Raw genomic sequence first — 20,604 nt, forward strand, 5'->3', positions numbered from 1 at the left:
GGATCTCTTCTGTTCTGGTTATATATATTAAAGGTTATTTACCTGCTTCAGCCTTCAAGGCAGCCTGTGCTGCAGACAGCCTTGCAATGGGAATGCGGAAGGGTGAGCAGCTGACATAGGTCAGGTTGTTGGCATAGCAGAAGGCAACGGATGCGGGATCCCCCCCCTGTTCTCCACAGATGCCGATTTTAAGGTCAGGCCGTGTCTTCCTGCCCCGTTCTACGGAATACTGGATCAATTGACCAACACCATCCTGATCAATGGTCTGGAAAGGATCGGCCTCTATGATCCCCCTGTCCAGATAATCGGCCATGAAACCACCGGTATCATCCCTGCTGAATCCAAAGGTCATCTGGGTCAGGTCGTTGGTTCCAAAGGAGAAGAAATCAGCGCACTCGGCCATTTTATCGGCCAGCAGGGCAGCCCTTGGAATTTCTATCATGGTGCCGTATTTGTAATCAATGGCATCCAGACTGAAGGTTTTCAGAATATCCGCATAAACCCTGTCCGTAATGGCTTTGGCAAAGATCAGCTCTTTCACATCACAGGTGACAGGAACCATGATTTCAGGAAGGGGATTTTTCCCCTGACGGATCAGTTCGGCGGCCGCTTCCAGAATGGCCCGGACCTGCATTTCCGTAATTTCAGGGTAGGTGATTCCCAGACGTACCCCGCGGTGCCCCATCATGGGGTTGCTTTCCTGAAGCTCTTCACCCCTGCGGACCACATCATCAATGTCAATATCAAGGGCTTTGGCCAGTTCTTCCTGATGGCTCCTGCCATGGGGAACAAACTCGTGCAGGGGAGGGTCCAGCAGACGGATGGTCACGGGCATGCCGTCCATGGTTTCAAGGGTGGCCTGAATGTCCCGTTTCATGAAGGGGAAGAGTTCTTCCAGGGCCTGGCGCCGTTCATCCTCCGTATCACTGAGGATCATTTTGCGCAGGAGGAAAAGGGGTTCTTCGGAATCTCCCCCGTAGAACATATGCTCGGTTCTGAAAAGGCCGATGCCTTCCGCACCGTACTCAAGGGAAACCAGCGTATCCTGGGGGCTGTCCGCATTGGTGCGTACACCCATGGTCCGGTATCTGTCCACAATGGTCATGAAGGCTTTGAACCGGGGATTTTCCGTGGCATCCACCATTTTCAGGGCACCTTCATAGACAAGACCCTTGGAGCCGTTCAGGGTAACCACATCCCCTTCTTTGTATACTTTACCGCCAATGCGCATTTCTTTGGCCTTGAAATCCAGCTTGATCATGGCGGCACCGACAATACAGCATTTGCCCCAGCCCCTGGCCACAAGGGCCGCATGGCTGGTCATTCCTCCACGGGCCGTGAGAATACCTTCTGCAGCACGCATACCTTCCACATCTTCCGGATTGGTTTCCTCACGTACAAGGATTACCTGCTTGCCGCTCTTATGCCAATCCACGGCATCCTGGGCTGTAAAGACAATCTGGCCGAAGGCACCGCCGGGGCCTGCAGGAAGGCCCTTGGCAATGACGGTGGACGTTTTTTCATGGGCAGGATCCACAATGGGGTGCAGCAGTTCATCCAGCTGGGAGGGTTTGACCCGCATCACGCACTCTTTTTCCGTGATCATTTTTTCTTCCAGCATGTCCATGGCCATGTTCAGGGCGGCAGGTCCCGTTCTTTTGCCTACCCGGCACTGGAGCATGTACAGACGCTCTTCCTGGATGGTGAACTCAATGTCCAGCATATCCCGGTAATGCTTTTCAAGGTTGTTCCGGATTTCATAGAGCTGGGCATACACCTTGGGCATTTCTTCCTCAAGGGAAGGAAGGTGGGCGTTCTGCTCATTTTTTGTGTCGTTGTTTAAGGGATTGGGTGTCCGGGTTCCGGCCACAACGTCTTCACCCTGGGCATCGGGCAGCCACTCTCCATAAAAGCGGTTTTCTCCGTTGGCGGGGTTCCGGGTAAAGGCAACGCCTGTGGCGGATGTGGCTCCCATATTGCCAAAAACCATGCTCTGCACCGTACAGGCCGTACCCCACTGATCCGGAATGCCCTCAATGCGGCGGTAGGAAATGGCACGGCGACCGTTCCAGCTTTTGAAAACAGCACCAATAGCTCCCCAGAGCTGATCCTCAGGCTTGTCCGGGAAATCGACGCCCAGAACCTCACGTACGGTTTTTTTAAAGGTGTCACAGAGGTTTTTGAGGTCTTCGGCAGGAATGTCCGTGTCACTGATGTAGTTTTTTTCTTCCTTGAGATCTTCCATGATCCGGTCAAGCTGGCTGCGGATACCCATGCCATCAATGGGTTCAATACCCTCGGCTTTTTCCATGACCACGTCTGCATACATCATGATAAGGCGGCGGTAGGCATCATAGACAAAACGCTCATTCCCCGTTTTTTTGATCAGGCCGGGAATGGTGGCAGGGCAGAGACCCACATTGAGCACGGTTTCCATCATGCCGGGCATGGACTGACGGGCTCCGGATCGGCAGGAAACCAGAAGGGGATTTTCAGGATCCCCAAACTTCATGCCCATAATACCTTCCACAGCTGCAAGGGCTGACTGAACCTGTTCCCGCAGTTCTCCGGGGTAATTTCCACCGGAAGACAGAAAATCATTGCAGCAGTCGGTACTTAGGGTAAAACCTGCGGGAACGGGAAGGCCAAGCTGGGCCATCTCTGCAAGGTTTGCGCCTTTTCCTCCGAGAAGTTCGGCCTGGGTTGCATCGCCATCTGCCGCTCCATTACCGAAGCTGTAAACGTAGGTGGTCATTCTTTTTTCCTTCCTTTCAAAAATACAGAAAAGACTGATGAAATTAATAATTCGGGTGATATCACCGTTTTTTAAGGGTCCACAACCAGAATGGCGATGGTGCGGACAAATACATCCAGATGTTTCAGGACAGTTGAATCGGATCTGACTGTCAGAAACATGGGGATAACAAGGTTTTCACAGGTCTTTATAAAAAAAACTGATAAAATTATTTATTCATATATTCCATGTCTTATGCTTGTCATGGAAAAACATGATATACGGATAAGGGGTTTCGAATCCGTTCCTTTTTGTTATCTGTCACAGAATATGACAGAAGGGGAACGTTCAGCGGACCAGAGTTCAGAGACCAGAAATCAGCGTCTGTCTAAGTATTTTTAGAGGTGAAGTCAAGAAAAAACAGGGTTTTCCTCTTTCCCCTGACACGGACAGGAACGGGGGCGTCTTTATTAAAGAGTCTTTTCCCGCAGGCCGGGGCATGATATATTTTTTCTTTTGGGTTTGTTTTTTAATATATGCCCCATGGATGGATATAATAAATGATACAGATGGATCAGCTTAAAAAAAGTTACGGCAGTCAGGATCTTTTTGATGGTGTGGGTTTCAAGATCAACAGCAGGGAAAGGATAGGTCTTGTGGGCCGCAACGGTCATGGGAAAACAACCCTGCTGCGTATCCTCTCCGGGGAGGAAATGCCCGATGAAGGGCAGATCCTGATGCCCAAAAATTACCGCATCGGTTATGTGAGCCAGCATTTATCCTTTTCAGGGGGAAGCATACTGGATGAAGTGGCCTCGGGGCTGCCTGCAGAAGAAAAGGATGCTGTATGGAAAGCGGAAAAAATTCTTGCAGGACTTGGTTTTTCAGAACAGGATATGGCTTCTCCTCCGGATGTGTTTTCCGGTGGTTTCCAGATCCGGGTACACCTTGCCCGGGTGATTGTATCGGAACCGGACCTTCTTCTTCTGGATGAGCCCACCAACTACCTTGACATTACTTCCATCCGCTGGATGGAGCGTTTCCTTTCCTCATGGCCCAGAGAGCTTGTTCTTATCACCCATGACAGAAGTTTTATGGATAAGGTTGTCACCCATGTGGTGGGGATTCACAGGAAACGTATCCGTAAGGTGGCAGGAGATACGGAAAAATATTATATACAGATGGCTCAGGAAGAAGAGGTCTATGAAAAGACACGGGTCAATGATGAGAAGCGCCGCAGGGAAATGGAGCAGTTTATCCGCAGATTCAGGGCCAAGGCCAGACTGGCGGGTATGGTGCAGTCCAGGGTTAAGGCGCTGGACAAAATGGAAAAAAAGGACAAGCTGGAAAATATCAAGGATCTGGAATTCAGTTTTCCCTACCTGCCTTACAAGGGAAAGTACACGCTGCAGGCCAGTGGCATTTCCTTTGCCTATGAGCAGCATCTCCCCCTGATTCAGAATTTTTCCCTGACCCTGTCCGCGGGAGAACGGGTATGTATTGTCGGTAAAAACGGAAAAGGCAAGACAACGCTTTTGCAACTTCTGGCGCAGATTACTGAACCTGCGGAAGGAAAAATTACCCTGAATCCTGGCATTGAGGCGGGTATTTACGAGCAGACCCACATCAGCAGGCTGCATCCGGAGCGTAGCGTGGAGGAGGAAATTCAGGCGGCCCATGGAGACTGTGAGCGGCAGACGGCAAGGAATATCTGTGGTGCCATGATGTTTGAGGGCGATCAGGCCTTAAAGCCCATCCGCATTCTTTCCGGTGGGGAAAAAAGCCGGGTCATGCTGGGCCGTCTTTTGATAAAGCCCCATAATCTGCTTTTTCTGGATGAGCCGACCAACCATCTGGATATGAACAGCTGTGATGCCCTGCTGGAAGCCATTGATGCCTTTGAGGGTAGCGTTGTTATGGTTACCCATAATGAAATGTTTCTCCATGCCCTTGCAGACCGTCTGGTGGTCTTCAAAGAAAACGGCCCTGTGGTTTTTAATGGCAGTTACGGAGAATTTCTTGAGAATGAGGGCTGGGATGAGGAAAAGGAAGAGCAGGGAAGCATGGGCAAATCATCTGCTGTTTCGTCAGCAGGAGCTGGTACAGAAAAAAATACGCCCAGCAGAAAAGATCTGAGGAAAATGCGCTCAGAAATCATTCAGCAGAAATCCCTTCTTTTAAAACCCAAAGAAAAAAAAATGAATCTTCTGGAAAAAGATATAGAAATATCCGAAGAAAAGCTGCAGGGCCTTACCCGGGAGATGCAGGATCTGGCACTGACGGGAGATGGTTTAAAAATGGCAGCCCTTGCAAAAGAAATCGGTCTTCTGCAGTCAAAGATCGATACCCTTTACGGGACCCTTGAGGAAGAAACCCTTGCCTATGAGACGATCAAGGCGGATTTTGATCTGAAGATTGACAATCTTGACGGATGTACAGTCTGAACACAAAGGGGTGATAGCATTGGCAAAAAGAAGCGAAAATCCATTGGATACAATATGGGCCATGGCACTGATCGGGGCAGGGGTAGGAATTATTTTCAGGATTCCCCAGATCATGCCGGATATTCTTGCCGTAGAATCCTTTTCCGGGTCCGGTTTTTTTATCCGTATCTGTTTTTATTTTATGGCGTTTATTCTGATTGGCGGCGGTGTAAGGAAGTTGTGGTATCGTTTTTTTAGAGCGTGAGGACATTTCCCATTGAAATGTAGCAGAAAATCCGGGAGCTGCCATGGAACCTGTTGAAAAAAATCATGATGTGCAGAATCTGAAATCTGAGGTTGAGTACCGTACCCGCCTTCAGGAGATCAGCAATAAAATCTATTCTGCCGCACGCATAGATGAAATATTCATTGACCTGAAAGATGAGATTACAGCCCTTTTTGCCTGTGAGCGGCTGACCATTTATTATGTGGATGGTATCAAAAGGGAGCTGGTGTCCCGTTTTAAGAGTGGTGAGGAGATCGGTGAGATCCGGGTTCCCATTTCTCCCGGCAGCATAGCAGGATATTCTGTTTTTAATCAAAAGCTTGTGAACGTGGGTAATGTTTATGATGACGCAGAACTGAAAAAAATTGATCCTGCCCTTGGCTTTGATAAAAGCTGGGATAAAAAATCCGGTTTTGTTACCCGGCAGGTTCTGGTGGTTCCCATCATTTATAAAAGTTTTCTTCTGGGTGCCCTGCAGCTCATTAACCGTAAAGACGGGACGGTTTTTGATGAAAGGGATGAAGTTTATGTGACGGAACTGGCTGAGGTGTTGGGTATTGCCCTGCATAATCAGAAACGTCTTGCCAGCAGCAAGCGGGTCACCAAGTTTGATTATCTCCTTGAAAATCATATTTTAACCCAGAAGGAGCTCAATGACGCGGTGGCCCTTGCAAGAAACCGCAAGGAAAACATAGAAAAAATTCTTCTGGATGATTTCAAGATAGATAAGAAGCACATAGGAGAATCCCTTGCACGTTTTTACAAGGTTTCCTTCCAGCCCTACGATGATGCGGTTCCCATTCCTACGGATCTTCTCCATGGGCTGAAGGTGGGATTTATGCGGGCGAATTTCTGGGTACCCGTAGGTACGGAAAACGATGAACCCCGTATAGCCATTGATAATCCCCATGATCTGCAGCGCCTTTCTGAAATCCGGGCACTTTTTCCCGATAAATCCCCTGTTTTCAGTTTCTGTTTTAAGGAGGATATCCGCCGTTTCATTGATCGTTTCACCCAGGCCGATCATCAGCAGGGCCTGTCCATGGATGACATCCTCTCCCAGCTTCAGGATGCGGAGGAAGAGGAGGAGGAATCCCAGTCCGCCCTTTCCGAGGAAAGCAGTGCCGTGGTGCAGCTTGTGAACAAGGTGGTGCTGGATTCCTTTGCAAGGGGGGCTTCGGATATCCACATAGAACCCTATCCGGGAAAACAGAATACCCAGATCCGGGTGAGGGTGGACGGTGCCTGTACCCTTTACCAGACCATTCCCTACAGTTACAGGAATGCCATTGTTTCCCGTATCAAGATCATGGCGGATCTGGACATAGCAGAGCGGAGAAAACCCCAGGACGGTAAAATCAAATTCAAAAAATATGGTGGCAAGGATATTGAGCTTCGTGTGGCAACGGTTCCGACCCAGGGGGGGCTGGAAGACGTGGTCATGCGTATTCTGGCTGCGGGCGAACCCATTCCTCTGGATAAAATGGGGTTTTCAGATCGTAATTATGAAAACTTTGTTCAGACCATACAGCAGCCCTATGGCATTATTTTTGTCTGCGGGCCTACGGGCTCCGGTAAAACCACCACCCTCCATTCCGCCCTAGGTTTTATAAACAAGCCGGAACGAAAAATATGGACGGCTGAAGATCCTGTGGAAATTACCCAGAAGGGTCTCAGACAGGTGCAGGTCATGCCCAAGATCGGTTTTGACTTTGCCGCAGCCATGCGATCCTTTCTCCGTGCCGACCCGGATGTCATCATGGTGGGGGAGATGCGGGACAAGGAAACCACCCAGATTGGCATTGAGGCATCCCTCACAGGCCACCTTGTTTTTTCCACCCTGCATACCAACAGTGCTCCGGAAAGTGTGACCCGTCTTCTGGATATGGGCATGGATCCCTTTAACTTTGCAGATGCCATTCTCTGTATTCTGGCCCAGCGCCTTGTGCGTACCCTTTGTAAAAACTGCAAAGAGGCCTATCACCCCACAAGGGAGGAATACGATGAGATTGTCAGGGACTATGGAGAAGAAGGGGAGTTTGAGGAACATACGGGTATCCGCTATACGGATTCCCTTGAGCTCCGCAGACCCAAGGGATGTGATCGCTGTAATCAGACGGGTTACGCAGGCCGCATGGGCCTGCATGAGCTGCTGGTGGGTACGGATACGGTCAAGCGTCTGATTCAGCGCAAGGCCCCCATGGAGGAAATCCGGGATCTGGCCATAGAAGAGGGCATGAGAACCCTGAAACAGGATGGGATTATCAAGGTTTTTGGGGGGCATACGGATCTGCTTCAGGTGCGGAAGGTCTGTATCAAATAAAAAAGCAGGATTCCATTTTGGGTAATGCCTGATGACCTCAGGAAAAGGCGGCGCAGTGCGGCTACTCAGTCCCCTGATCCATTAAGAATTTTTCAAGCTGTTTCTCATAATAGTCTGTTTCTCCATGGCTTTTTTTCTGATAATGGAGTGCCTTACGGCCGTAGTAAACCGCTTCTTCCCTGCGTCCTGTTCTGTGGTATCCTTCTGCCAGGGTATCGAGGATATAAGGTGCTTCAGGTTTTTGGTGTACGGCCTTTTCGGCAAAATAGGTTCCAAGCAGGGGGTCTGCCACCCCACTGTCTTCGGCGGTGATATAAAGCCAGGCAAGGTTATTAAAAAGATCGGCATCCCGGCTTCCCGCACTCAGGGCCCTGTGATAGGCGGAAAGGGCCTTTTGATAAGCCTTTTTTTCCTGATACAGGTCTCCGAGATGGCGCAGGAGCAGAGGATCCTTTTTTTCTGTGTGGACTTCCATCTCAAGGGCACGGATAAGAAGGGTTTTCTGGATGCTGTCATCCCATCCAGCCCATTTCATATACCCCCCAGCCCCTGTCAGCAGAATCAGAAAAAACAGATACAGCAACACAGAGCCTCTGACCTGCCTGTCATGGAGAATGGCAAGCTCAGGATTTTTTTCGCACTTTTCCAGAAAGCGGATTCTCTGGCTTATGCTGAAGTGATGCCAGTTGGGTTTGTCCGGATTTTGGCCTGTCATATTGCTTAAGGTGTGAAAGGTCTGGATCAGGTGCCGGGCAGTACCCTGTACCCTGAAGGCGAAGGCATCGGCCTGTCTTTCAAAATGCCGCATAAAGTATCCGAAAAGAAAACGGAAATAGAGGATAAACAGCGTGAGGGTGATAAAAATCCCCAGAGCCGTTGCCAGGGCTGCAGGGGATAAAAATGAAAAAAAGGAAAGGAGCATAAGTCCCGGCCCAAGGACCAGAAGCTGGTAGAGAAAATCCAGAAAAAACCATGAAACCAGAAGAAAACCTGCAAGAATGAATACATAAAAAATCAGGTGGCGGTAATGGGCATGGCCTGCCTCATGGGCAATAACGGCTTCCAGTTCTTCCGGGTAAAGGTGCTGCAGCAGGGCAGGGGTTACCAGAATATAACGGAATTTTTTCCATGGACCCATAATTCCTGCGGTGAGCATACGTCCCCCGAAAAGGGGCCAGATTAAAATATCCTTAAAGCCGGTTTTTGTGTCCTGAAGCACTTTTTCAATGCGGTGACGAAGAGGGCCGGGGGGCAGGGGAGAGCAGCCCCAGAATTTCTGGACGCAGAGGGGCGCAAATAAAAAAATGGCTGTGAAGACTGTCAGATAGTAAACGGTCTGGCCCGTACTGCTGGAAAAGGCTTGTCTGAAACCGGAAAAGGGCAGCAGCATGAGAAAATCGTGGAGGCCGGACAAGACAAACCATGGCAGAAGGGCAGGCAGGCTGAGTCCCATCTGCTCCCGGATAAAGGATTGACGGTCACCTTCTCCGATAATTCTGGTGGATGCCATGCTGCCCGAAGCCAGATGCCAGAGTCCCCAGAGAAGAGCAAAATAAAAGGCAAGGGCAAAAAAGTCCTGAAGAAAGGGGAGAAGATCTGCCAGAAAGCGGGGGCAAAGCAGAAAAGGCAGGTGAAGTCCGTGGACAAAGAAAGCGAAAAAGATAAGCAGGACAAGATTCTGGGCCTGCAGACGGCGGTGCCACTTTTCGGCAATGCCTGAAGGGGAGAGATGTCTGTATTTATGCAGGGATTTTTTGTTCCACAGGCTTGAGAGAATAAAAAAAAGAAGACATGCGGCAAGGAGATGGAACCAGTCGGTAAAGCTGTGGCGAAGGTCGGCCGCAGGCACCCAGGCCGTAACAAGAATCAGTGCCGCAATGGTATAAAACAGTTGATAAAACATAGGGTATCCATATTCTAAGCACTTTGTATTATCTGGTGGTAATTGTTCAGCACAGTTTTTCAAGTACCATACATGCAAGACAGATGCACAGGCTCCAGGCTATTTGCCCGTGACGCAATCTTATTCGGGAGCTTCTTGCCCTGTGCGGAAGCGAAAAAAACCCCCCGCCACAGGCAGAATAAGCTTTTTGATTACCATGGCAGGCTTAAGCACGCTGCCTTTGTGGCGGCTCAGACAGTTTGCCGCTTCTTTCGCACAGGCCTGCAAAGCTCTGATCCGAAACGATTGCAATGTCACTTGCAAATAGCCACGGAGCCTTACAGCAGTACGAAGCTGCTGCAATTACAGCATTGGCAGTTCAGAAAAAACTGTGCTGAACAGATACATTGCATTATGATCAGGCTTTGGCCTTTTGCCCGGTCAGGCTTTTTTCCCATTATTTTTGAAATACCTGTCCTTTTCACTGTAAATGCATCCGCAGTAGCTCTGGCGGTACATGCCCCTTTCCTTTGAAGTTTCAATCCCTTCCTGCCAGCCTTCCCTGAAATCCCTGTAAAAAAAGGGGACGCCAGCGCTTTTGCCTGCGGCCTCTCCCATCTCACGGATCAGGGCATGGTTTTGAAAACGGCTGTAGAGAAGGGTTGTGGAAAAGGCATCAAATTTTCCCCTTTTTGCCAGAAGTGCCGTTGCGGTGAGGCGTTTATGGTAACAGATGCGGCAGCGTTCCTTTTCCCTGAAAACCATGGACTGCAGGAATTCTTCCAGCTCGTATCCTTCCTGAAAGATGACTTTCATCTCCATTTGAAGGGCATACTCTTTCAGGGTTTCTTCCCTGCGGAGGCATTCTCTCAGGGGATGGATGTTGTGGCGGTAAAAAAAACCCATGACGCTGTGGCCTTCGTCCCTGAGGCATTTTAGGGGATAAATGGTGCAGGGACCACAGCAGGTGTGCAGAAGTATTTTCATGGCTGGATTCGCTTTTTTCAAGATCTTGAACCAAAAATGGCCGTTCCGATGCGGATGAGCGTGGCACCCTCTTCCATGGCCACTTCAAAATCATCACTCATTCCCATGGAAAGAATGGTCATGGGCGCAGGCAGAATATTTGCTGCATTGTTTTCCTCCATAAGTTCCCGAAGGGCTTTGAAGTGGATGCGGTTTTCTTCCGCATTTTCTACGGGTGGAGGTATGGCCATCAGTCCCTGAACACATACATGCTTCAGTCTTGTCATGTTCCGGAGCAGCTCCTGCAGGTCTTTGGGGTGAATACCGGCTTTGCTTTCTTCGCCACCCAGATGTACCTGAATCAGGATGTTTTGTATTTTTGATATTTTTTCAGACTGTTTATGGATTTCTTCCGCAAGGCGCAGGGAGTCAACGGAATGGATCAGGTCAAAATAACGGACCACAAAACGGGCCTTGTTGCGCTGCAGATGTCCGATAAAATGCCAGGATATGGGAAGTGCTGCGAGATTTTCTGCCTTGGCTGTGGCTTCCTGCACATAGTTTTCACCAAAGAGGATCTGACCCGCTTCAAAGGCTTCCCGGATAAGGGGTTCCCCTTTGGTTTTGCTGACCGCAACAAGGGCTGCACTGTCGGGGTTTCTCCCGCATGACAGGCAGATTTTTTCCATGCGCTTTTTTATATCCTGCAGTCTCTGGCTGATACTCACGGAAGAGGGTCTCCATTCTGGTCATTCGGGTATGCCGGACGGATGCCTTCCTGTGCAAGGGTTTCCATGACCTCACAGATGGGCAGTCCCACCACATTGGTATAGGAGCCTTTGATACTTCTGATAAAGTGGGCAGCCAGTCCCTGTATGGCGTAGCCCCCTGCCTTATCATAGGGCTCGGAATCTGCTGTATACCATGAAATCTCCCTGTCCGAAAGCTGCTTGAACAGTACATCCGTTGTTACGGCATAGGAAATCGTCTTTTCCCTGATCCTGTTCATCAGGCAGACGCCGGTTATGACCTGATGGGTGCAGCCGCTGAGCAGGCGCAGCATGGATGCGGCTTCAGGGGCAGAGCCGGGTTTGCCCAGAATCCTGTTTCCCTTTACCACAAGGGTGTCTGCGGCAAGTATCCAGTTTTCAGGGTAAAGGGCGGCCACTTCACCGGCCTTGGCCGATGCAAGGGCGCAGGCAAGGTTTTCGGGGCTGTCTGCCTGAACGCTTTCTTCGTCGAGCTGGCTGCAGATAATAGCGAATTCCATACCCGTCTGGGAGAGCAGCTCCTTCCGTCTCGGAGAGGCGGAGGCAAGGATGAGCAGGGATGACTTTTTTACGGTGTGCATGCCTTTTTCAGCTCCCTGATTTTATTTTTGTTTCAATGCGAAGAATGTCTTCGGGAAGATCCACTTCAGGAGAGTCATGGGGGGTCATGACCACGCGGATGGTATAGCCATGTTCCAGCACCCGGAGCTGTTCCAGTTTTTCAATCTCTTCAAGCTGACCCGTGGCAAGATCCTTGAAAATGTCCAAAAACCGCCGGGTATAGGCATAGACACCCAGATGCTTGATGTGGGAAACGGGCGTGTTCTCATCTCTGGCATGGGGAATGGTGGCCCTTGAAAAATAGAGGGCATTGCCCCGGATATCCCTTACCAGTTTCACATCCTTGGGATCATGGATTTCCCTTGTGTCCTGAATGACATAACCAAGGGTGGCCATGGGCAGATCCGGCTCCCTTTCAAAGGGTGCTGTCACCTCATCGATACAGGAGGGATGAATCAGGGGCTGGTCTCCCTGCACATTGACAAGGATGTCATCGGGTAAAAGTTCAAGTATGCGGGCGGCATCCGCAACCCGGTCTGTGCCGGACCGGTTTTTCTCTGATGTGATCACCGCTTTACCCCCAAAGGCTTCCACGGCCTTGAGAATCCTCATGTCATCGGTGGCCACCACCACGGCATCCACGGCTGCTCTGGCACAGCGCTGATACACATGCTGAATCATGGGAATGCCATTGATGGGGTGCAGGGGTTTACCTTCAAGCCTGCTGGAGCCCCATCGGGCGGGAATGATAACCGTTTTTTTCATTGAATCCTCCGGAAAAATAAAGATAAACGGGGTGCAGGGCTCATAGCACAGGCAAAATAAATCCTCAAGAAATACGGAATCAGGTGCGGGCTTAGTGAAAAGGTGACATTTTTGTCCGATGGTTTCTTTTGCCTGCCTTCCTTCGGGAAAAGGGAAGGGCGCTGGCCTGTTTTGGGGTTGCAGGGTTATGGGCTGGCATTATGCGCCTGAAACCATGCGGACAGGGCAGGCATGCATTTACGGTTTGCCGCAGGAAAGGCAAGGGTATCGAGTTCTCCATGGGGTATCCACCGATGCTCTATGGGCTTAAGATTCTGGCGTTCTTTTTCCGTGATACGGCAGATGAAAAGGCTCATTTCGATGCGGAAATGGGTATAGGCGTGGCGGATGGTGCAGATCTTTTCAGGCTTTTCAATCTTGAGACCTGTCTCTTCAAACACTTCACGGATGCAGGCATCCATCCCGCTTTCCTTCCCTTCACACCGGCCACCGGGGAATTCCCAGAATCCGGGAAGCATGCCCGTTTCCGGTCTTTTGGTAATGAGGATGTCAAACCGTTCATTGACGATGACCGCACAGGCAACCGGGTAAAAGGGAATGATTTTTTTAGGCTGACGGACAGGGTAGTTCCGGGTATTATCCGTATGCAGGGCCTCGCATGAAAAAGAGACGGGGCAGCCGTCACATGAGGGGCGGGCAGGGGTGCAGACCATGGCGCCCAGTTCCATCAGTGCCTGATTGGCTTCTCCCGGCTGTTCGGGGTCAAGGAGCAGGGAGGCATGCCTGAGAAAGTGCCTGTGACTGGAGGAAATATTAACCGGTGCAGGATCTGTGAAAAGTCTTGCCAGAACCCGCTTCACATTGCCATCCACCACCGCTTCCTTCCCGTGAAAGGCAATGGAGCTGACCGCTGCGGCAATATAGTCGCCAATGCCGGGAAGCTCTCTGAGGGATTGGAAATCCGATGGCAGTCTGGCATCATTGGTTTCCGTCAGGAAAAGGGCGGTCTTTTTGAGATTTTGAAGTCTTTTGTAGTAGCCAAGACCTTCCCAGCTTTTTAGGAGGGCTTCGGGTTCTGACCGGGCAAGGGAAGCCATATCCGGGTATTTTTCCATAAAGGCTTCATAATAGGGAATCACCGTATCCACACGGGTCTGCTGGAGCATGACTTCAGAAACCCATATGGCGTAGGGATCTCTGGTTCTGCGCCATGGCAGGTCCCGTTTGGTGTTCTGATACCATTGAAGAAGTGTTGTCCGGAATGTGCTGATTTCATTTTCAGAAGGTGGAAAGTGCATCCCTGTTCCTTCGGTAGTCGGGCTGGTTGAGGGCAGCAGGATCAAGGGGCCATCCGCTAAGACCCCGCCATGCTGGCCAGTGAAAAGCCCCTTTCTTATCTGTGGTCGGGCAGGCAGAGCTTTTTTCATTCCGGACAGGCTGCGGAAGCTTGTGCCAGCCTGAAGGGATTTCCTTTCAAGGCCATAACAGATACATGGCTTCCTGCACAGGGAAAAGGCATCTTGAAATGCCGGGTGGATACGGGTATGAAAACCATGACCTTAAAACAATGAGGAAAAAAGGGAGGCTTTTATGGCTGTTTTGAATGTGGTTTTGCATATGGATGACCCCGATGCCAAACGTTTGGGCATCGGACTGACCAATCTTGAAAACCTGATCCGGGCTGCGGGTGGTCCGGCCCATGTGAATGCCCACTTTGTCGTGAATGGTCCCGGTGTTCTGCTTTTCCGCGGACTGCAGCCGGATCTGGCGGAAAGACTTTCCGGTCTTGCCGAGGCAGGTGTCCATTTTGTTGCCTGCCAGAACGCCCTCAGGGCCAAGGGTGTGGATGTTTCTGAACTGCCTTCCGGCATGAAAACCGTAGCTGCGGGAATTCTGGAGCTGGTTCGCCTTCAGCAGGAGGAGGGCTGTGCCTATATCAAACCCTGATATTCTGAATGAGAAAAAAGTGATTGCATATTACCGGGAGATGGCAGACGCATTCATTGAAAGAACGCGGATGGCAGATTCTTCCTTGTTTCTCAGTGATTTTGTGCACTCCCTTCCCCGGGGGGCAAGGGTGCTTGATGTGGGCTGCGGATCGGGCAGGGATCTGAAATGGCTGAAGGCACAGGGCTTCCATGCGGAAGGCCTGGACCGTTCTCCTGAGCTTGTGGATTTTGCAGAAAGATATTCCGGCTGCAGGGTATGGCAGGCGGATTTTGAAACCTGGGATTTTAAGGATATGAAGGTGGAAGGCCTTCTTTTTTCTGGCTCCCTTGTGCACCTGTCCGAAGAAAAGGTGATCTCTGTCATGGAGAGGCTTGGCTGCCTTCTTGCTGACGGTGGCAGGATTTATGTCTCCCTGAAGGAAGGGAAAGGGACGTACAGGGATAAAAACGGACGGATTTTTTATCTCTGGGAACAGGAAAGGGCCGAAAGCCTTTGGAAGGGACTTGGCCGGGATATTCTTTTTTTCCGTCGTCAGAGATCCGGGGCAGGAACGGACTGGCTGGGCTGGGTGCTGGAATGATCGTGCGAGGGGCAACGGGAAATGTCAGGCGGAAAAAACAGGATGTGGGATGGTGGGAAGATACGTTTTTCCGGACATGAAAAAGGGCCTCATTTGTTCCTGAATTTTGTATTCAGGTTCCCAAATTCAACCCCAAATAAAAGAAAAGCGTATAATTTTAAGTATTTGGTGGAGCTGAGGGGGAACCTCCTGGTTATCCTAATCTCACAAAAGATAATATAAAGTGCGTGTGCCTGTCAATAGTTTTTTGTACTTTTTTTTGTCCCTGAAAATTTGGCCCAAAAATGTGAAAGCCTGCTTACGTATTTGCAGTTCCCAATATCCCCCCCGTGGGATCGGTACGTCATGACATTTTTTTCGATTTGCCAAGGGATAGAGGCGGCCAGCTTTTTCATGTAATCGGGAAGGCGAAACAAACGGGCCGGAACTTTTCTTCGGGGATTCTTCTCTGGATTCTGGAATGCAGTATGGCCCATCGAAACAAACGGGCCTGGAATTGTGAAGGGGTGCAAATGGCCCTGGGATTGTGGCTGCTGATTTTACAGGTGCAAGCGGCTCTGGATTGTGGCAGTCAATTTAATAGGTGCAAGTGGCTCTGAAATTGTGGCGGGGGGTAAATGGCCCTGAGTAAGTCTGGTCATCTTTTGAGTAAAAGTTGACGAGTTGTAAGCACACGCTTTCCCTTTGGATTCAGGGGCTTGACCTTGATTCAGGCTGAGGCTGTGATTTTTCCGCTTTACAACCCGTCAAGTTTTCCCTAAGATTGCCACAGAAGTTGACGGGAAGGGACAGGGGGCTGACCGGGAGCTGACCGGGAGCTGACCTGAGCTGATCCAAGGCTTGACCGGGAGCTGACCGGGACTGATCCAAGGCTTGACCGGGAGCTGACCTGAGCTGAACCAAGGCTTGACCGGGAGCTGACCTGAGCTGATCCAAGGCTTGACCGGGAGCTGACCGGGACTGATCCAAGGCACAGACAGGAACCTTACTCCGCACAAGCCACAGGTGAGGCCACAGAATGCCCCAGGATCAACGAACGCTTCAGGGCCTGCGTGATTGCCTTCATGGGATTTTGAGACGATCTGAGAGCTTCTGGTGGCTTCCTGTCTCAGTACGCTATGAAGTAGGGCCTGTACCGCCAGCACCCAGGAAATAGCACAGGAAGGGCCTGAGATTGACTGAGAGGCAATAAGGCTTCCAAGTCAAGGCAATGACAAGGGAAAGGCTTAGAATCGATCTGAGAGCTTCTGAGGGCTTCTGAGAGCTTCAGCGGGATCTTGGCTTACTCCCTGAAATTGAGCTGGTATATCGTGGCCTCCTAACTCCCCACATACCAGCCTTGTTCGGATCAAAGAGACGATCCTTGCAGCTCCTTCAGGTGGGTAAAAAGTATCCACCATTTGAGGATATTTCCAAGCTTCCTCTACCGTTTTTCGAGAGTTAACTTTTATTTACATAGGAAGAAAGGCATCGACATGGGAAACAACGGGAACAATCCAAAGCAGGGCAGCCAGATAGCCGTGGAGCCTATCAAGCAAGTCAAGGATCTGAAAGCAATCAAGCAGCTTCTGAGATCCAAGCCAAGGGATTACGCCCTGTTTGTCCTGGGAATCAATACGAACCTTCGGGCTTCTGACCTTCTGAGCTTGACGGTAGGCCAGGTGGAAGGACTTCAGCCCATGGATGAACTTGTGATTCAGGAGCAAAAGACAGGTAAACAAAGACGCATAAACGTGAACAAGGCAGCCGTGGACGCAATCAATGGCCTTTTGGCTGCCATGCCTGAAGTTGACGCTGAGGCCCTTCTCTTCCAGGGGCAGCGTGGGCCGCTTACGGTTTCCTATGTAAATCGGCTTGTGAAGAGTTGGTGTAAGGCTTTGAATCTCAAGGGGAACTATGGAAGCCACAGCTTGCGGAAGACCTGGGGATACCACCAGCGGGTTACGTTCGGGAAGGGATTGCCTGAGCTGATGGTGTGCTTTAACCACAGCAGCCAGAGGCAGACCCTGGATTACCTGTGCATTCAGGCTGAAGAGATCAAGAGCGTGTACGCCAATGAGCTGTGAGAAGCGGTTGCAAGATTCACATACCTATCTGGCTTTCTTCCTAAGCTTTTTCGGGGGCCAGCCAGGGGATCGGCTCAGGGCAAGGATCGACTCCGAACAGGGCTTTCAGTGCCTTTTGCAAGTATGCTTAATGGTTACGGGGTGTTATGCGAATTCTTATCATGCTTCTGATTTGGGAATTTTTCCGTCAATATGACAAGGTAAATCAGACTGTTACACGAATCTCTATGAGTAAATGCAAAAGGGAGAGAGAGTAATCTGAGGCTTCTTAGGCAATATCTCAGGTAATACCTAAGCATAGTAAAGAGTAACCTTCCTATAGATCAATGACTACTACGCCGCCCTTCCAGCCCTTCGGTGCCTTCAAGCTGCCTTCTTCTGATCCACAGGGAGTAACCCTTTTCCCTGACCACAGAAGGAAGAGAGCAGGGCCAGACCTGCAAGGATCGGCTCTTCAAGGATCGGCTCTTCAAGGATCAGCTCTTCGATCCGACCGATCCGACCGATCCGAACGGCCCGACAAGGTAAAGCCAGGGCAGACACAGGAGCTTCCCGTGTGGGTTTTATCAAAAGGGGTTTTTCCTTATGGCCGTTGACCTTGACCTTGCCCCTGATCCAAGGCCGGGAGCTTTCCTTCACCTTCTCACATACCCTTTCACATACCCTTTCACATACCCTTTCACATACCCTTTCACATACCCTTTCACATACCCAACCAAAGGCTTCTCAGAGGCCAACCAGAGGCCAACCAAAGGAGCGGCTCCGCTTCTTAGGGGCTTCTCAGAGCCATTATTCCACCTTGCCTACCGTATAGGCCAAAGCCCGAACGCTGTTCCTGAGCGATTTCAGAAGGTCGTTTTTTCCCAGCAGCCCTCTAAAACTTGACCAAGTGTAAATCCTTGATTCTTCAGGGGATAAATACAGGCCCCATTATTAGGGAAAGCAGCGTTTCATTTCATTTCATGCGTCCTGCCAAATTGCCCTTGTGTAAACCCTTGATTCTTCGGGGAATAAATACAGGCCCTATTAACGGCGAAAGCAAAATCTTCTCACGCCTTCCGATCCTTCCATCCTTCTGTCTGGTTCGGTTTTACCTGAAATACCCGCAAAACTTAACCAGATTGCCCATAGTAACATCCTGTAATAATTGAACAATCTCAAGGGGCCGCTATAGGGGGAAGTGCCTTTACTTTTCAAGGGCTTATACGAACTCTTATCACGCTCCACTTCTTCCCATAACCACCTGACATTGAAGCCTTTCCTGTTCTGGATTTTAAGAGGACAGGGTGGGGTAAGAAGGCTGAGATACGCAATCACATACCAACAGTACCACAGCAACAGCCACAGCAATCATACCCAAATCACTTTGAATCCAGGGGCTTAACCTAAGCAGCCACAGGCTTGTCCGTGGATTCAAAGAGGCGTGGGTGTTCCATGCTTCACATCAACAACTTAACCGGAGAAGATCCAGCCCTCCTCCTTTGAGAGAACGGCTGACTTCCCACAAGAAAAGGAGAAGAAAATTATGAAGAAAAGAATCACAGCAGCAGCATCCCAGGATCTTGTAATCAATGGTATTGCCGTTACATGCAATGAAGCCGGGCTTTACCGCCTGAATGATCTGCATGAAGCCTCCGGGGAATTGAAGAAGCACCAGGTAAGAAACTGGCTGAGAAGTCAGAGAACGCAGGATCTGGTTCTTCAGGTTGCAAAGGAAAGGTTCGAAGGAGTGCCGATGCTGGAAGGCGTGGTCAATCTTGATCCGGCCCTGGAAGACAAGACGGTTTATGAAAATATCGGTGGAGAAGTAATGATCCGGCTTGAATCTCCGGATTCCGTACTGGAAACCATCCTGACTCACGCCCCTGGGAAAGCGAACCTGGATTCCCAGGAACGGGATTCTGATGGAAAAGCGATGCCGGAATCCCGGCCTTGCTCTTCTGACGGAAAAGCGAACCTCAAATCTGAGGAACGGGCTTCTGATGCTGTCCTTCACGTTCAGAGAGGCGGCAATCCAAAGACACAGGGAACCTACGCTTGCCGGGAGCTGGCCTACGATTATGCAGCTTGGATAGATCCGGCCTTCCACCTGAAAGTATTCAAGGCGTTCGATGCCCTGGCAAAAGGGGATACCGCTGAAGCCTTGGAGATAGCCCTTCGGGAAGACCTGAAACTGTCCTACCATCCCATGACGGATGCCTTGAAAAAGGTACGGGCAGCAGAGGGCAAAGCAACCAAGCCTTTCCATTATTCCAATGAAAACAATATGATCCGTGAGATTGTGACGGGCCTTACTGCGTCCGCTTACAAGCAGGAGTATGGCAAGACACCTTTCCGGGATCTTCTGACTTATGAAGGCCGTGAAATGCTTCTCTGGCTTCAGAAAGAGAACACACGGCTGATCCTTCAGGGCCTTTCCTACAAAGAACGGAAAGAGATCCTGGCAGCAGGAAGACCCGCACAGCAGACGATGGTGGCCTAACATGAAAACACACATCTACAGCACCAGAGATTTGTCATACACGTTCGGAGTGAAGCACAGAACCCTGAAGCTTATGCTTGGGACGTACTGGAAAGAATTTGAAGCCTTGGCAGAGCCTGGGTTTAATGCGGTACCCAACCACAGAAAGCCTCACATGCTGAATGCGGCACAGTGCTGGCTGATGGTCGCCATGCTTTATCCAGAGCGTGGTGTGGATCTGAAGGTCAAGATGGCTAAGCTGATGAAAGAGGCAGCCTTTCCGATTAAGCACATACCGCCACCTGAAGCGGAGCCTGAAGCAGCAGCAGTGGAGCGTCCGAAGGTGGTCGGGAAGGTCGGGCTATCTGCTTAGGGGTACATAAGGCCGGGAAACGGTCGGGAGCTGGCTTCTGGTCGGCCCCCGGCTGGCCCTAAGAAGCGGAGCTTCGCTCCTTTGGCTGGCTTCCGGCCTGTTTTTGGCGCACCAAAGGCTTTCAGTGCCTTTTGCAAATATGTTTAATGGTTACAGCCTGTTATGCGAATTCTTGTCATGCTTCTGATTTGGGAATTTTTCCGTAAATATGACAAAGTATATCAGGCTGTTACACGAACTCTTTACAGTCACGCAATAGGGAGAGAGAGAGTATCTGAGGCTTCTTAGGAGAATCTTAGGTATATCTTAGGTAATACCTTAGCATAGTAGAGAGTAACCTTCCTATAGATCAATGTACTACGCCGCCCTTCCAGCCCTTCGGTGCCTTCAAGCTGCCTTCTTCTGACCCACAGGGAGTAACCCTTTTCCCTGACCACAGAAGGAAGAGAGCTTGCCTTCACCTT

The 20,604-nt window shown here is 50.3% G+C and carries 17 protein-coding genes; 8 read left to right on the forward strand and 9 right to left on the reverse strand.

Annotated features, from left to right (window positions below):
• Positions 1-34 precede the first annotated feature (34 nt).
• Complete coding sequence (gene ppdK, locus LZ24_RS13765; RefSeq protein WP_144686110.1) at positions 35-2,755, reverse strand: pyruvate, phosphate dikinase; 2,721 nt, start codon at positions 2,753-2,755, stop codon at positions 35-37.
• A gap of 539 nt (positions 2,756-3,294) precedes the next feature.
• Here ppdK and LZ24_RS13770 point away from each other — a divergent pair.
• Genes LZ24_RS13770 through LZ24_RS13780 form a run of 3 tightly spaced genes read left to right on the forward strand, consistent with a single transcriptional unit; the run spans position 3,295 to position 7,766 of the window.
• On the forward strand, positions 3,295-5,178 hold the full coding sequence (locus LZ24_RS13770) for an ABC-F family ATP-binding cassette domain-containing protein (protein ID WP_144686112.1): 1,884 nt from the start codon (positions 3,295-3,297) through the stop codon (positions 5,176-5,178).
• A gap of 19 nt (positions 5,179-5,197) precedes the next feature.
• Positions 5,198-5,422, forward strand: coding sequence for a hypothetical protein (locus LZ24_RS13775; RefSeq protein ID WP_144686114.1), 225 nt, complete (start codon positions 5,198-5,200; stop codon positions 5,420-5,422).
• Between the two features lie 43 nt (positions 5,423-5,465).
• Positions 5,466-7,766, forward strand: coding sequence for a GspE/PulE family protein (locus LZ24_RS13780; protein WP_144686115.1), 2,301 nt, complete (start codon positions 5,466-5,468; stop codon positions 7,764-7,766).
• 61 nt (positions 7,767-7,827) lie between these two features.
• On the opposite strand, the gene LZ24_RS13785 is transcribed toward LZ24_RS13780, so the two are convergent.
• From LZ24_RS13785 to mutY, 6 genes are all read right to left on the reverse strand, one after another.
• Positions 7,828-9,669, reverse strand: a complete 1,842-nt coding sequence (locus LZ24_RS13785; RefSeq protein WP_144686116.1) for a M48 family metallopeptidase — start codon at positions 9,667-9,669, stop codon at positions 7,828-7,830.
• Positions 9,670-10,089: 420 nt separating this feature from the next.
• Positions 10,090-10,635 (reverse strand): epoxyqueuosine reductase QueH, encoded by a 546-nt coding sequence (locus tag LZ24_RS13790; RefSeq protein ID WP_144686117.1) that lies wholly within the window; start codon positions 10,633-10,635, stop codon positions 10,090-10,092.
• 17 nt (positions 10,636-10,652) lie between these two features.
• Positions 10,653-11,342, reverse strand: coding sequence for a YggS family pyridoxal phosphate-dependent enzyme (locus LZ24_RS13795; RefSeq protein ID WP_144686118.1), 690 nt, complete (start codon positions 11,340-11,342; stop codon positions 10,653-10,655).
• A complete protein-coding gene (locus tag LZ24_RS13800; RefSeq protein ID WP_144686119.1) occupies positions 11,339-11,965 on the reverse strand; it encodes a Maf family protein in 627 nt (208 codons plus the stop codon). The genes LZ24_RS13795 and LZ24_RS13800 overlap by 4 nt, the downstream gene beginning before the upstream one ends.
• A 7-nt stretch (positions 11,966-11,972) precedes the next feature.
• A complete protein-coding gene (gene kdsB / locus LZ24_RS13805) occupies positions 11,973-12,710 on the reverse strand; it encodes a 3-deoxy-manno-octulosonate cytidylyltransferase (RefSeq protein WP_144686120.1) in 738 nt (245 codons plus the stop codon).
• Positions 12,711-12,895: 185 nt separating this feature from the next.
• Complete coding sequence (gene mutY / locus LZ24_RS13810) at positions 12,896-14,008, reverse strand: A/G-specific adenine glycosylase (protein ID WP_186443157.1); 1,113 nt, start codon at positions 14,006-14,008, stop codon at positions 12,896-12,898.
• A gap of 292 nt (positions 14,009-14,300) precedes the next feature.
• On the opposite strand from mutY, the gene LZ24_RS13815 reads away from it, so the two are divergent.
• From LZ24_RS13815 to LZ24_RS13825, 3 genes are all read left to right on the forward strand, one after another.
• Positions 14,301-14,657 carry a DsrE family protein gene (locus LZ24_RS13815; RefSeq protein WP_144686124.1) on the forward strand — a complete coding sequence of 119 codons (357 nt, stop codon included), beginning with the start codon at positions 14,301-14,303 and terminating at the stop codon, positions 14,655-14,657.
• 70 nt (positions 14,658-14,727) lie between these two features.
• The gene (locus LZ24_RS13820; protein WP_222427645.1) at positions 14,728-15,240 is read left to right on the forward strand and encodes a class I SAM-dependent methyltransferase; all 513 of its coding nucleotides are present in this window, start codon (positions 14,728-14,730) and stop codon (positions 15,238-15,240) included.
• A 1,400-nt stretch (positions 15,241-16,640) separates the two neighbouring features.
• Positions 16,641-17,306 (forward strand): tyrosine-type recombinase/integrase, encoded by a 666-nt coding sequence (locus tag LZ24_RS13825; protein WP_246118602.1) that lies wholly within the window; start codon positions 16,641-16,643, stop codon positions 17,304-17,306.
• A 363-nt stretch (positions 17,307-17,669) separates the two neighbouring features.
• On the opposite strand, the gene LZ24_RS13830 is transcribed toward LZ24_RS13825, so the two are convergent.
• Complete coding sequence (locus LZ24_RS13830) at positions 17,670-17,876, reverse strand: hypothetical protein (protein ID WP_144686128.1); 207 nt, start codon at positions 17,874-17,876, stop codon at positions 17,670-17,672.
• A gap of 955 nt (positions 17,877-18,831) precedes the next feature.
• Between LZ24_RS13830 and LZ24_RS13835 the strand changes: the two genes are divergently transcribed.
• Complete coding sequence (locus tag LZ24_RS13835; RefSeq protein ID WP_144686130.1) at positions 18,832-19,788, forward strand: KilA-N domain-containing protein; 957 nt, start codon at positions 18,832-18,834, stop codon at positions 19,786-19,788.
• A gap of 1 nt (position 19,789) precedes the next feature.
• Positions 19,790-20,140, forward strand: coding sequence for a hypothetical protein (locus LZ24_RS13840; protein ID WP_144686132.1), 351 nt, complete (start codon positions 19,790-19,792; stop codon positions 20,138-20,140).
• Positions 20,141-20,424: 284 nt separating this feature from the next.
• Here the strand turns inward: LZ24_RS13840 and LZ24_RS17660 are convergent.
• A partial coding sequence (locus LZ24_RS17660) for a hypothetical protein (protein ID WP_222427646.1) occupies positions 20,425-20,604 on the reverse strand: 180 nt, incomplete at its 5' end.

Source organism: Desulfobotulus alkaliphilus (genome assembly GCF_007830435.1).
Classification (GTDB): domain Bacteria; phylum Desulfobacterota; class Desulfobacteria; order Desulfobacterales; family ASO4-4; genus Desulfobotulus; species Desulfobotulus alkaliphilus.

What these genes read in the sequence shown, in the direction of transcription:
- ppdK (WP_144686110.1), bottom strand. Translation starts at nt 2,755, where the DNA reads ATGACCACCTACGTTTACAGCTTCGGTAATGGAGCGGCAGATGGCGAT.
- LZ24_RS13770 (WP_144686112.1), top strand. Translation starts at nt 3,295, where the DNA reads ATGATACAGATGGATCAGCTTAAAAAAAGTTACGGCAGTCAGGATCTT.
- LZ24_RS13780 (WP_144686115.1), top strand. Translation starts at nt 5,466, where the DNA reads ATGGAACCTGTTGAAAAAAATCATGATGTGCAGAATCTGAAATCTGAG.
- LZ24_RS13785 (WP_144686116.1), bottom strand. Translation starts at nt 9,669, where the DNA reads ATGTTTTATCAACTGTTTTATACCATTGCGGCACTGATTCTTGTTACG.
- LZ24_RS13790 (WP_144686117.1), bottom strand. Translation starts at nt 10,635, where the DNA reads ATGAAAATACTTCTGCACACCTGCTGTGGTCCCTGCACCATTTATCCC.
- LZ24_RS13800 (WP_144686119.1), bottom strand. Translation starts at nt 11,965, where the DNA reads ATGCACACCGTAAAAAAGTCATCCCTGCTCATCCTTGCCTCCGCCTCT.
- kdsB (WP_144686120.1), bottom strand. Translation starts at nt 12,710, where the DNA reads ATGAAAAAAACGGTTATCATTCCCGCCCGATGGGGCTCCAGCAGGCTT.
- mutY (WP_186443157.1), bottom strand. Translation starts at nt 14,008, where the DNA reads ATGCACTTTCCACCTTCTGAAAATGAAATCAGCACATTCCGGACAACA.
- LZ24_RS13815 (WP_144686124.1), top strand. Translation starts at nt 14,301, where the DNA reads ATGGCTGTTTTGAATGTGGTTTTGCATATGGATGACCCCGATGCCAAA.
- LZ24_RS13820 (WP_222427645.1), top strand. Translation starts at nt 14,728, where the DNA reads ATGGCAGATTCTTCCTTGTTTCTCAGTGATTTTGTGCACTCCCTTCCC.
- LZ24_RS13835 (WP_144686130.1), top strand. Translation starts at nt 18,832, where the DNA reads ATGAAGAAAAGAATCACAGCAGCAGCATCCCAGGATCTTGTAATCAAT.
- LZ24_RS13840 (WP_144686132.1), top strand. Translation starts at nt 19,790, where the DNA reads ATGAAAACACACATCTACAGCACCAGAGATTTGTCATACACGTTCGGA.